The 13,105-nt window shown below is 63.9% G+C and carries 7 protein-coding genes, 1 pseudogene and 1 riboswitch; of the genes and pseudogenes, 6 read left to right on the top strand and 2 right to left on the bottom strand.

Annotated features, from left to right (window positions below; translation table 11 throughout):
* Positions 1-31 precede the first annotated feature (31 nt).
* Positions 32-2,797 carry a glycosyl hydrolase 115 family protein gene (locus tag ASE88_RS02755; protein WP_056475203.1) on the top strand — a complete coding sequence of 922 codons (2,766 nt, stop codon included), beginning with the start codon at positions 32-34 and terminating at the stop codon, positions 2,795-2,797.
* A 57-nt stretch (positions 2,798-2,854) separates the two neighbouring features.
* Here the strand turns inward: ASE88_RS02755 and ASE88_RS02750 are convergent, their stop codons facing one another.
* Positions 2,855-5,887, bottom strand: a complete 3,033-nt coding sequence (locus ASE88_RS02750) for a TonB-dependent receptor (RefSeq protein WP_056475201.1) — start codon at positions 5,885-5,887, stop codon at positions 2,855-2,857.
* Positions 5,888-6,086: 199 nt separating this feature from the next.
* Between ASE88_RS02750 and ASE88_RS02745 the strand changes: the two genes are divergently transcribed.
* The 4 genes and pseudogenes from ASE88_RS02745 (at position 6,087) to ASE88_RS02735 (ending at position 11,851) form a co-directional block, all read left to right on the top strand.
* Positions 6,087-6,839 carry a FadR/GntR family transcriptional regulator gene (locus ASE88_RS02745; RefSeq protein ID WP_056475198.1) on the top strand — a complete coding sequence of 251 codons (753 nt, stop codon included), beginning with the start codon at positions 6,087-6,089 and terminating at the stop codon, positions 6,837-6,839.
* A 430-nt stretch (positions 6,840-7,269) separates the two neighbouring features.
* Positions 7,270-7,521 (top strand): annotated as a pseudogene (locus tag ASE88_RS19340) (xylan 1,4-beta-xylosidase); the annotation flags it as partial.
* Between the two features lie 306 nt (positions 7,522-7,827).
* Positions 7,828-8,068: riboswitch (cobalamin riboswitch) on the top strand.
* 71 nt (positions 8,069-8,139) lie between these two features.
* Positions 8,140-10,407: a TonB-dependent receptor gene (locus ASE88_RS02740; RefSeq protein WP_235527754.1), complete on the top strand. Its 2,268-nt coding sequence runs from the start codon at positions 8,140-8,142 to the stop codon at positions 10,405-10,407.
* A complete protein-coding gene (locus ASE88_RS02735; protein ID WP_235527746.1) occupies positions 10,361-11,851 on the top strand; it encodes a hypothetical protein in 1,491 nt (496 codons plus the stop codon). The genes ASE88_RS02740 and ASE88_RS02735 overlap by 47 nt, the downstream gene beginning before the upstream one ends.
* A 44-nt stretch (positions 11,852-11,895) precedes the next feature.
* On the opposite strand, the gene ASE88_RS02730 is transcribed toward ASE88_RS02735, so the two are convergent.
* Complete coding sequence (locus ASE88_RS02730; protein WP_056475193.1) at positions 11,896-12,783, bottom strand: LysR family transcriptional regulator; 888 nt, start codon at positions 12,781-12,783, stop codon at positions 11,896-11,898.
* A gap of 97 nt (positions 12,784-12,880) precedes the next feature.
* On the opposite strand from ASE88_RS02730, the gene ASE88_RS19165 reads away from it, so the two are divergent.
* A partial coding sequence (locus ASE88_RS19165; RefSeq protein WP_200910132.1) for a hypothetical protein occupies positions 12,881-13,105 on the top strand: 225 nt, incomplete at its 3' end.

Below are 13,105 nucleotides of genomic sequence, written 5' to 3'. Positions count from 1 at the left end.
GGATTGGCATGACGCCCCTGGGAGAACGCCGATGAGACGCTATGCCGCGATGTCCCTGCTGGCGACAACCGCATGGTATGCCCCGCCCGCCTTCGCCGCGCCGCTAGACCTGACCCGCGCCGGGATCGTTCACGACGGAAGCGGCACTGGTGACGTCACGGCCATCGCCGCCGACATGCTCGCGGGCGATCTGACGGCGCTGGGCGCGCACCGCCCGGGCGTCGCGACCGATCTGGCAACCTGCCCGCAAACCTGCGTCGTCATCGGCCGCTATGATTCCCCACTCGTCGCCCGCCTTGCCAGGGAGGGCGGTGTCGACCTCTCGATGCTGGCCGGAACATGGGAACGCCATGTCCGGGCGGTGATCCGACGCGGCGACCGGCGCATCGTGTTGATCGCTGGATCGGACCCGCGCGGTACCGTGTACGGGGTAGTCGACCTGTCGCGTGCGCTTGGCATTTCGCCGTGGACATGGTGGGCCGACGTCACGCCCCGCCGCCGCACGGCCATCACGATCGACGATGCGGCCTTCGTCTCCCGCGCACCCTCGGTGAAGTATCGCGGGATCTTTCTGAACGACGAGGACTGGGGCCTGCTGCCTTGGGCCGCAAAGACCTATGACGCCGCCAAGGGCAATATCGGCCCTCGCACCTATCAGCGCGTGTTCGAACTGATGTGGCGGCTGAAGGCGAACACGCTCTGGCCGGCGATGCATTCCGTCTCGACGCCATTCTACGGCGATCCCGGCAATGCGCCGATGGCGGCACGCTATGCGATCGTCGTCGGTACGAGCCACGCGGAACCGATGATGCGCAACAACCTGCGCGAGTGGGACGAGGCGATTCGCGGGCCGTTCGACTTCACCCGCCGCTCCGACGCGATCCTCGATTACTGGCGTGAGCGTGTCGCCGCGACATCGGGCGTGGACGCGATCTACACGCTCGGCCTGCGCGGTATCCATGACGGCCCGATGCAGGGCGCCACGACGACAGAGGCTCGGCGCGCTATTCTGGAACGCGTGATTGGCCTGCAACGGGGGCTGCTGGCGCAAACGCTGAAGCGGCCGATCGATACGATCCCGCAGGTTTTCGTCGCCTATCACGAGTTGCAGGAGGCGTATGACGCCGGCCTGTTCGTGCCGCCCGACGTCACCCTGATGTGGACGGATGACAATTACGGCTGGCTCCGGCGCCTGAGCACCCCCGCCGAACGCCTGCGACCGGGTGGAGCCGGGATCTATTACCATCTCTCCTATTGGGGGCGGCCGCATGATTATCTTTGGCTCGGCACCACCCATCCCGAAATGATCCGCGAACAGATGGGCCGCGCCTGGGATACGGACGCTCGCCGGATGTGGATCGTCAACGTCGGCGACATCAAGCCGATCGAATATCTATCGCAATATTTCCTCGATCTCGCCTTTGACGACCGGCTGCTTCGCACACCGTCGATCACCCACCTGACCGGCTTCATGGCCGACCAGTTCGGTCTGCCGCTCGCCCCGCGCATTGCCGCAGTCATGCAGCGCTTCTATGCGCTGGCCTGGGAACGAAAGCCCGAGTTTATGGGCTTTGGCGAAACCGAATGGGTGACGTCGAATCGCCCTACCGCCTATGTTCAGAGCGATGGCGAGGAAGCACAGACCCGGCTGGTCGCCTATGCCGATCTGGTTGCGCGAGCCGAGGCGATCGCGGCGCAGCTTCCCGCCGATCGGCGCGATGCGTATTTCGAGCTGGTCCTCTATCCCGTTCGTGCCGCGGCCCGATTGAACGAGCGCATCCTGCGGCTCGACCTGGCGACCCTCTACGCAGGCCAGAACCGCGCAAGCGCAAACTGGTACGTCGCCGCCGCGCGCAGCGCGCATGCCGGGCTGCTTGCCGATACCGCGCGCTACGATGCGCTGGCTCAGGGCAAATGGCGCGGCATGATGGATATGGCCCCACGACGGCTGCCCGTATTCGACGAGCCGCAATGGCCGCATTGGGACGCTTCCGCAAAAACCGGCTGCGATACCGCCTTGTGGGGCGAATGGATCAACGACGAAAATACGCTGACGTTCGTGCAGGGGAAGCCCGATCGCCGCACCGTGACTCTTTACGGTCGCCAGCCGCACGCTCAGCCATGGGCGGTAAAGAGCAGCCCCGGCGGCGTGTCGGTGTCGATCCGATCAGGCATATTGACGGCGACCAACGGCTACGAGCAGCGACTGACCCTATCCTATGACGGCCGTGGCCCGGTCGGCCCCATCGCCCTCACCTGCGGCGGCGCAACTCTGCCGATCCACACGGCGCTGACGTCGACTGCATCCGACGAACGCGAACGCCGCGTGACCTTGCCTGCGGTGGCGGCGACGACCGGAGCGGATTGGGAGCGGGTCGCCGGGCTCGCCAGCCTTGGCGCGGCCATTCGCGCGCGACTGACGCTGCCGACCCGCAAGATCGCCGATCTGGTCGACGTAGTCCCCGCGACCTATTGCTTTTCGACGGTCACGGCGACGGGGGCGGACTTGCGCATCGTCGCGCTGCCTGCGCACCCGATCGACCCCGGCCATCGCCAGCGCATCGCGGTGGGCTTCGATAATAGGCCCCTAGTCGAGATCGATCTTGCGACGGTCGCGCGCAGCGACCGGTGGCGAGCGAATGTCCTGTCCAATACGGCGACCGCCGCGATTCCAATCGCAGCGGTCGCGCCCGGCGCCCATCGCCTGCGCATCTTCCCGCTGGACCCCGGCGTGATGCTTGACCGGATCGAACTGACCTTCGACCGCGCCCGCCCGCGCTACGGCGTCGGCGACTGACAAAAAAAACGGTGCCTCTCGCAAGAGAGACACCGCCAGTAGGGGAGGATCGTTTGTCTAGAACGTGGCGCGGGCGGTGACCGTGAACGTCCGACCGTCATAGTCGGCACGACGGATCAGTCTCTCGTCGCCCTCATATTCGATGCGCAACGCGTTGGTCAGGTTGTAGGCATCGAACGACAGCGAGATCGCTTCCGACACGTTGTACGACGCCGACAGATCGAGCTGGCCGCGCGACCGTACCTGCCGCGCCGCGCCGGTCAGCGTACCGGCAGACGCCAGATCATAGTTGCTGCGCACGTTGTAGACGAGGCGCAGGCCGTAACTGGTCGTCTCGTAATAGCCGATAACGTTGGCGTTGTGCCGCGACACGCCCGGCAGCGTCGCCGCGGTGCCATTCGATGCCTTTCCGCTGATGTCGGTAAACGCATAGTTGAAGCCACCTCCCAGATGGCTGAGCACGCCGGGCAGGAAATCGAGCGACTGTTGAAGGTTGAACTCCAAGCCCCGCACGGTGATCGGATTGTCCTGGTTCAGGAATCCCGTCGCTGCCACGATGAACGGCGTCGGTACCGCACCGCCGGTGTAGATCTGGTTGCTCTCGCACCGGTCGCCATTGACCGTCAGCAGACCCAGCCCCAGCGCGGTCGAATCCGCCGGGCACAGCAGTCGTGGATCGTTTACCGTCGCGATCAGCCCCTTGATCCGCTTCTGGAAGCCGGCCAGCGAGATGATCCCATTCGGCCGATTATAATATTCCAGCGACAGATCGAGCGACGTCGAATCATAGGGCTTCAGGTCGGGATTACCCAGCGTCACCGAATACACCCCGTTCACCGGATTGCCGACGATTGTCGACGGCGTGAACTGGCGTGGCTGCGGCCGGACATAGGTGCGATAGGCAGCGCCGCGCAGCAACAGTTTGCTGCTGATGTCGGCCACGGCGATAAACGACGGCAGCAGCTTGCCATAAGTACGCGAATAGGTGTTGGTACGGAAATCGGCGGGCGAGCCGATCGTGCTGGTCAACGAGATCCGGTCGAGCGCATCGATCTTGTTGCGGGCATATTCATACCGCACGCCGCCATTGCCGCGGATGCGGACACCCGCCACCGTGACTTCATACTTGATCTGCCCATATCCGGCGGCGATGTCGGTCTGGTTGGTGAAGTTGTACAGCGCATAGTTGCTGTCGTTGTACCGGATGTTGAAGCCCAGCGGGGACAGCGCGCCGCCTGGAAATACCGTCACTGGTTTCAGCTTGTCGAACGCATAATCCAGCCGCGCCGACTGCCAGTTGGGGCTTGTCGTCCCTGCCTTGCCGCCGAAGAAATCCCCGACTACCGGCGCTGCCTCGAGGAAGGTGCCGTCGATGTTCTGCGTCTGAATGCCGAACGCCTGCGTCCGATACCCTTCCGACGTGAACTTGTTGTGTTCGAACCGGAATCCTGCCTGGATACCGCTAAGCACGCTATCCTCGAAACTGCGCTCGACGTCCCATTGATAGGCGAGCAGATCGGTCTGTGCATAGCTTTGCGTCCCCGTCAGCTGCAGGCGCTGCGTGCGACCGGCGGCAGTGGGCGAATTATAATATTGCGTGGGATCGGCGACGCCACCCCAGTACCAGCCGTTCGACACCATGCTTGAGACGATCGGGTTCGGCGCCAGCGAATAGAACAGGTCGCCAATCTCTCCGGCACCGGTGCGGATCGTGCCGCTGGCGCCGTTGCCGCTCGCCGTCTGCAGGCGATCGAAATCGAGCGATGTCTCTTCCGACTGGTTGTTCGCCTTCGATGCGGTGAGGATGGTGCTGACACGCCATGCGTCGTCACTCCACTCCGCCTTGCCGTTGATCCCCCACGCCTTCTGGCGCAACGCCAGCCGCCGCGTCGACATGCGCGCATCGGGGTTCGTGAAGTCGTAGTCGGTGACGACATAACGCCCGTCGGCCAGTTTTACCGGCGTACTGGTCGGCGTGACGAAGCTGGCGTCGTTATTGCTGAGGATCGAGAAATACTGATTGGTCTTGGGTAACTTGCGATCGGTGTAGAAACCGGTCACGCCGATCCGTGTCTGCGCGTTCGGCTTCCATTCCGCGCCGGCGGCGCCGGTGTACAGGTCGCCGTTGTTCAGTCGGGCATATTGGCGCAGCTGAGAGTTGTAGAGCACCCCGGCGGTGCCGTTCGAACCCGTGCACGAGGGGCATGCCGCCGAACGCGAATAATAGGAACCCAGCGTCGAGGCATTGGCTTGGGCCTGCGCGGCCGAGAAGGCTGAATAGCTGTTGAATTGCACAGTATCGCGGCGAAAATTCTCCTTCTTATACGCCAGCACGCCGAAAATGGCGAAGCTGTCGGAGAACAGGTGGTTGTATCCCACCGTTCCGGCTGGCGCGAACTTGTCGCCCAACTGGTTATATTCCATTGCGCCCTTGACGAAGCCGCCTTCCTTGCGGCTGAGCGCCGGCGCGATTTGGAGATCGACATTGCCGGACAGGCCGCCCGACTGCGCGTTGGCGAGCGGCGATTTGTCGATCACGATGGCGCTGAAGATGTCGGCATTGAACGCGCCGAGCGGCGCCGCTTCGGTCAGGACGGGTTCGGCAAATGCGACGCCGTTCAAGGTCAGACGTGCATATTCGCCCGGCAGGCCACGCAGGTTGATCGTCGCGTTGCGGCCCTCGGCCTCGCGGTTGATCTGAACACCCGGCACGCGCTGCAACGCCTCGCCTACGTTGAGATCGGGAAAGCGGCCCAGACCGTCCGACGAGATACCGTCGGTGATCGCGATTTCCGACCTCTTCGACCGGATCGCGTCGGCGTAGCTCTGCTTGAAACCGGTGACGACGATGTCCGCGGTCGGCTGTTCCGCTGCCTCTGGTTGCGACTGCGGATCGGCGGCAGTGGTCTGTGACGGATTGGCAGGCGTCGCGACGGTCGGCGTGGCCGGATTGGGCGCGGGCAATGCCGGCGTCACGGTCGGTGCAGGCGTGGCGGGCGCTTGCTGTGCAGCGACCGGTATGGCGGTCAACATTGTCGCACCGAGCAGTGCGGCCAGCGTATTCCGACGAATATTCGCAACGTGCGTCATAGACCTCCCCCTATTCTTCCATCGGTCCGATGGTCCGCCGTGGTATGTCCCCGGTCGGTGCCAGCAGTGCATTGCTTGTCATCAGGGCGGCCAATCCCGGGCCTCTCGGCGACGGGAAATTGGCCTCTCCTTTTGGCAAGGCCAATTTGGCCGAATTGGCCTATTGTGTCAATCGGGGTGATGTGGGATCTTCCAAGTAATGAAACAGCGCACGGAAAAGCTTTACCAGCGGGTCGCGTCCGCGATCACCGAAGGTATCGTCCAAGGCCGCTATCGCGTCGGCACGCGCCTGCCTGGCGAACGTGAACTGGCCGAGGACTTTTCGGTCAGCCGCCCGACGGTACGCGAGGCGATGATCGCGCTCGAGATCGGCGGACTGGTCGAGGCTCGCCATGGCTCCGGTCTTTATGTCATTGCGTCGCCGACCGACGTCGCGAACCCGGCGGAGCTGGATGTCGGCGCATTTGAACTGATCGAGGCCCGGATATTGTTCGAGGGCGAGGCAGCCGCGGTCGCTGCGACGGTGATCGACGACGAAACGCTGGCGATATTGGACGGGACACTCGAGGACATGGCATCGGCTCTCCCCGACAGCCCGGAGGCGATGGATGCCGATCGTCGTTTCCATCTCTCGATCGCGGAAGCGACCGGCAACACAGTCATCAGCACCGTCGTCGAGATGCTCTGGAATCTGCGCGAGCAGTCACCCCTGAGTGTGCATATGTTCGCCGAGGCCCGCCGTGAGGGCATCCACCCCCGCGTCGACGAACATCGCCTGATCGTCGAAGCGCTGCGCGCCCGCGATTCCGCGCAGGCGCGCAAGACGATGCGCGATCATCTCCGCCGCGTAGTCGACGACATGCTGGCCGCAACCGAAGTCGAAGTGCTGGAACGCGCCCGATCCGAAATCGAGTCCCAGCGCGGCAAGGTTACCCAACGCCTGACCGCCTGATCGCAAGGACCGACGCTTGAAATTGCGTGAACGGCCGTTGGAGAAGGATTGCAGGCAACGCGGAATGTCCGCGCTTGGTCGATTATGGCGATAAGCTCACCCTGCAACAGTCTCGATGGTCTGATTCAATCTTCGTGAGGTGAGCGGAGACGGGCCAATGATAAGCGAGCGGGCGAGAGCGTCGGAAGCGCTGTTCGACAGCTTCGGCCTTGAGGGCATGTTTCTGCGAACCACATGCTCCCCTCGATCGACCGGTTCGCGACCCTGCCGAGCATCCGCGACCGTCTCAAGCCGTTCCAAGTGCACCTGCGAGGTCCCGACCGCGCCAAGAACGAGTGCCTCCCCGCCTCTACTTCCAGAACCTCCGCGAGAGGCCAAGTTGATCCCGATACCGACGTGCATGCCACCCGCTGAGGCGCCGCGCGGACCTGGCTTTGCGCTCAGGCGTCCGGCCAGTGAGCATGGACGCCGCATGCCGACACGGATCACGAACGCACGCCACATCGTTGCGGTCCCTACCAGCGGCGATGCCGGCAAGACCTGGCAACGCGTGTATCGAGGCATCGAGGTGTCGGGCTATCACCATGATGTCCGGGGCGACTCCCCCATGTTGCGTCCCGACCTCCACTCGGCGGGTAGCGGAGAGGCATGCTTTCGCGACTTCCGGTACGACGCACTTTGACGGGGAACGGCGTTCCGCAGCCAAAGTTTTTGCGCACTCGCCGTTTCTGGAGTCGGTACATAGAACGGCCCCAGATATGCGCCAAGCGCCGGCCGGTCGGCGCAGGCGGCGCAAAACACTGGTCGCCGCAACGTGGAGATGCAGACCGGTTTTTCCCACATCTGACCACCACATGATGATCATGGATGAGCGATCCCTCGCTATGGGGAAAGCCGGTAGGGACGCTAGACCGTGACGTTCGGCTATGGCGATTGCCCGAAGGCATTGGTCGGGATACATCGGCGGCGCTGATCTGCTTTTGAAGCAGGCCGGCATGATCGCGTCGGTGTCCTGAGAGGGACTTAATAGGGAACGCGGTGAAGGTGGTTCGCCGCCTGAATCCGAGGCTGTCCCTGCAACTGTAAGCGGCGAGCGCGATGCATATCGCTCCTTCCCTCATAGGAAGGGGCAGCCACTGGGCCGGACGTAAGTTACGAAGGCCTGGGAAGGCCGTGCATCGTGTGACGACCCGTGAGCCAGGAGACCTGCCGGCGTCTGGTCGCTCTTGCCTGGCCCAGGGGGTGGCCGCGGCACGGTACTCCGTCGAGCGACGACGTGTGCGGTGGGGACCGCACTGGCATGCGTGCCGGTCGCGATGGCGTCCGGCTGGCGCGAATGTCGGCCGTTCGCGGGAGGTCCCTGCCGGGTTCGCTCGACGCCCCGGGGGTTACCGTAATGCCGTTCCAATTGTCTCGCCTCGCGTTCGCGGGCGCTTTGCTGTCGCCTGTTTTCGCAGCACCGCTCAACGCTCAGTCTTTGCCTGCCACCGACAATGAGGACATTCTGGTTATCGGCCAGCATGCCCGCGACACGCTAACCACGCCAAATCAGACCGGCAGCCGCCTGCGCCTCACGCCGCTCGAGACCCCCGCGACGATCTCGGTCATCGATGGCGCCACGATCCGCGCGCGCGGCGACATGTCGGTGATCGACGCGACGAGCCGCGCACCGGGCATCAGCAACGCTGGCAACCCCGGCAATGGCGGCACCGCGCTCGCCGCACGAGGCTTCAGCGGTCAGGGATCCGTGCTCCAACTCATCGACGGCATAAGGCTGTTTCCGGCTGCCGGCACGATTACCTTCCCGACCGATCCTTGGATGGTCGAACGAATCGACGTCCTGAGCGGCCCGGCCTCGGTTCTCTACGGCCAGGGTGCGCTGGGCGGCGCGGTCAATGTCCTGATGCGCAAACCCCATACGCAGCAGACGCAAATGGAAGGCGAGATCGGCTATGGCTCGCAGGACAGCTTGCATGTGGCGGCCGGCGCAGGGGGGCCGATCACCGAGCGCCTCTCCTACCGGATCGACGGCAGCTATCGGCGGTCCGACGGCTATGTCGATCGTGGCCAGTCGCGCAGCCATGCCGTCTCGGGGACGCTGCGCTGGGCACCGACCGACACGCTCGTCATCACCGCGCGGGACGATTACGGCGATCAGAAGCCGATGCGCTATTTCGGTACGCCGCTGATCGGCGGACGGCTCGACGACCGCATCCGGAAACGCAACTACAACACGCGCGACGGCTATATTCGCTACCGCGACAACCGCACCAGCCTGCAGGTCGACTGGACGCCGAACGACATGGTCACCGTCAGCAACCAGGCCTATCGCCTCACCTCCAAACGCTCCTGGCTCAATCTCGAAAGCTATTGCTGGATCGCCGCGGACGGCGTCTGCGCCAACGCCAGTGGCAACACCGGCACACCGGGCGGCATCCTGCGTACCGACATGACCGGGATCGTCCACGACCAGACGCAATGGGGCGATCAGGGCAGCGTGACGCTCAGGACGGACGTCGCCGATGGCGTCGGCAACGACCTTATCGTGGGCTTCGACGTCAACCTCATCAAACTGACCTATTCACACAATTTCGGGTCTGATCCCCAGATTTTGGAGGTCGATCCCGCGGCGTTCGATCCCGGTCTGATCATCGACACACAGGGCATCGCACCGCGTTATCGCACACGCACCACCGAATATGCGGTCTTTGCCGAGGACCGGCTGAAGCTCGGGACGCACGTCTCGATCGTCGGTGGCGTGCGCTACGAGCGTGACACGATCCGCCGCTGGTGGATCGATGATCCAGGCGGCGTCAGCACCGAGACGTTCGCGCTCGACAAGCGGCTGCACAATGTGACCTGGCGGGTCGGGAGCGTCTATCAGCCGATCCCGACGGTGTCGCTCTATGCGCAATATGCCACCGGCGTGGACCCGCTGGGGACGCTGACCACCTATTCGACCGGGCAGGTGCAGTTCAGCAACGCGGTGGGCGATCAGGTCGAGGTCGGCGCCAAGGCGGTGTTCCTCGACGGTCGCGGCACCGCCACCCTCGCCGCCTACCGCATCGTCAAGAAACGCCTGCTGGCACAGTTGACCCCGACAAGCCCGGTCGAGCAGGTCGGCCAGCGATCGGCCAGGGGTATCGAGGCTGCGGTGTCGCTCGATCTGCCTTACGGTGTCGGGATCGATGCAAACGGCAGCGTGCTCGACGCGACGTTCGACGACTTCGTCTCCGGCGGCTCGATCTTCAACGGCAATACCCCGCCGGACGTGCCCGAGACGCTCGCCAATCTCTGGCTGCGCTGGAACGCCACGCGTGCGCTCCAGGCACGCGCCGGGCTGCGCTACGTCGGGCGCCGCTATTCGGACAACGCCAACAGCTTCCGCGTCCCCAGCTACACCACGGTCGATGCCACGCTTTCCTATGCGGTGACGCGACGCCTCGCGGTCGATATCCACGCCTACAACCTGTTCGACCGGGCCTACGCGTTAAGCACGTACAACAATCAGCAGTGGGTCCTTGGTCGTCCCCGCTCAATCGACGTGTCGCTTCGTGCCAGCTTTTAACGCCTTCATACGGCCGGCGCTTGGCAAGACTGCCCGGCGCTGGCTGTACCTCGTTCATCGCTGGATCGGCATCGCCAGCTGCCTGTTCTTCGCCATGTGGTTTCTGTCCGGGCTGGTGATGCTCTACGTGCCCTACCCCTCCCTCTCGCCAGCCGAGACGCTGGCTGGGGGCGAGGCAATCGACTGGCCAGCAGTGAACGTGCCGCCTCCGCTGGACGGCGGACGGTTACCACAGGCACTGTTGCTCGAAATGCGCGACGGCACGCCTGTCTGGCGCGTGACCGGATGGAACGGAACGCACACGACGGTCTCGGCCAGTCGCGGCGCTGTCCTGCGACCGGTCGACGCTCTTTACGCCGGCCGGGTCGCTGGCCACTTTGGCAACGCACCGACGCAGCACGTAGAACGGCTGACCCGCGATCAGTGGACGGTCGCTGGCGGCTTCGATCGACACCGTCCCCTTTGGAAGGTTGCGCTTGCCAATGCGTCCGGCACGGAGGCCTATGTGTCCTCGACTACGGGCGCCGTCGTTCAAGTAACGACGCGTCGCGAGCGGTTCTGGAACTGGCTCGGTTCGGTGCCGCACTGGCTCTATCCGACGGTGCTGCGACGGGATCAATCGGCCTGGCGTCAGGTCGTGCTGTGGGTATCCGGCCCCTGCATCGCCGCGGCGGTTGCAGGGATGTGGATCGGCATCCTGCGGACCCGCATCGGCGCACGGCGCTTCAAAGGCGCGCGGATGACGCCCTACAAAGGCTGGATGCTCTGGCATCATGTCGCGGGACTAGTGGGTGGCGCCTTCTTAGTCGCCTGGATCTTCAGCGGGTGGCTGTCGGTCGACCCCGGCCATCTGTTTGGCGGGACGAAGCCGGGCGAGGCGGCGATGCGAACATATCAGGCATCCGATCCGATGCCGGGCCTGGCACTCGACCGTCTCCGCATAGCAGGCGCAGGTGCGGTTGTAGCGGAGTTGACCGACCATGCGAGAACTCCGCTTATCCTGCTGTCCTATCACGACGGGCGGCGAATAGTGTTGAATGCGGCAACACTCGCGCCGTCTCAAGCCACCGAGGCTGCCATCGTGAGGGCCGCACGGCATCTGGAGAGCCCCGCGCTGCTACGCTCGGTCGATCGCCTGACGGCGCCCGATGCATATTGGTATGCGGTCGGGATGCTACCGCGTCTGCCAGTGTTGCAGCTCCGTTTCGCCGATCCGGCGCAGACCTGGTTCTATATCGATGCTGCTACCGGGGAAATTCTCCGGACGGTCGATGAACGACAAAGAGCGTACCGCTGGGTATTCGACCTCCTCCACAAATGGGATCTGAACATCCTGACGCTGCACCGCCCGGCCTGGGATGGTCTGATCTGGCTGTTCTCGATCGCCGGTGTGGTGACATCGATAAGCGGCATCTGGCTTGGCTGGAAACGGCTCGCACGGTAACGGTTTCATCGCAGCCAGCTTTCCCGAAACCGACGCCCTGAGTATCAGATATTACCCGCCAGTAGATCGATGAAGCGGCGGACTTTCGGAGCGAGGTGTCGACGACTTGGATAGATCATGCTGATCGGCACGGGGGGCGCGGCATAGGTCGTCAGCACTGCGACGAGACGACCTTCGGACAGATCCTGGTCGACGACATAGCTGGGCAGGAATGCCAGTCCCGCCCCCGAGACTACGGCATCGCGTAACGCTTCCCCGCTGTCGAGCGAAAGGCGTGCCCGCGGTTTAACGACGACGGTTTTACCCTCGACAGCGAAACGCCAGCCACGCGTCTGGCCGGCGCTGACGTAATTCAAGCAAGTGTGGCCCAGCAGATCGTCGGGATGCTGCGGTGCCGGAGCGACCGACAGATAGGCCGGACTCGCGACTACCAGGTCATGCTGATGGGTCAGCGTTCTGGTGATGAGGCTGCTGTTCTCGCGGGTCTCGCCAATGCGGATTGCCAGATCGAGACCGTCTTCGATGATGTCGCTGACCCGGTCCGTGAAGCTCACATCCGCCTTCAGCCTGGGCCACGACGCAAGGAAGTCGTTGAGCAACGGCAGGATCAGGAGGCGTCCAAACGTCATCGGCGCGGTCATTCGGAACAGTCCCTGCGGCTCTCCACCGCCATCGGACATCGACAATTCCGCTTCTTCCAGGTCGGCCAGGATCTGCGTGTAGCGATCCAGGAAAACGCGGCCGTCATCGGTCAGCCCGAGGCTGCGTGTGGTCCGGTGGAACAGCCGAACGCCCAGCCGATCCTCCAGGCGGGCAACGCTCTTGGCGATGCCCGACCGCGTCATCGCGCGCGCGCGCGCGGCGCCTACGAAGCTCCCGGCTTCGGCTGCTGCCACGAAGGCGACGATGTCGTTGATATTTCCCGGTGCCATGAGGCGCTCCCGCTCCTTCGCAGTGTCGACGCCCGTTCGCCAATCGATGAACTATATGGAAGTCCTGAACAGATTATCGGCATCAGGAGTAAATGAAATGGCCTTCAACGACATCGTGACACATCGCCTCGACCAATGGGCTGGGAGCCTGCAGGACCTCGGCCCCGTCATCCTCGGCGAGACCAGGGACGTGACGATCGACGAGATCCGCCAATCCTACGTTCGCAAAATGGCCGAGCATCCGACGCCTGCAGATGTCCGCATCGAGCAGGTCGACATGGGCGGCGTCCCCGCGACGCTCGTCACCCCGGAAGAGGTCGAG

This window comes from Sphingomonas sp. Leaf38 (assembly GCF_001421825.1).
Lineage (GTDB): Bacteria > Pseudomonadota > Alphaproteobacteria > Sphingomonadales > Sphingomonadaceae > Sphingomonas.
This window is presented reverse-complemented; position numbering and strand designations above follow the sequence as displayed.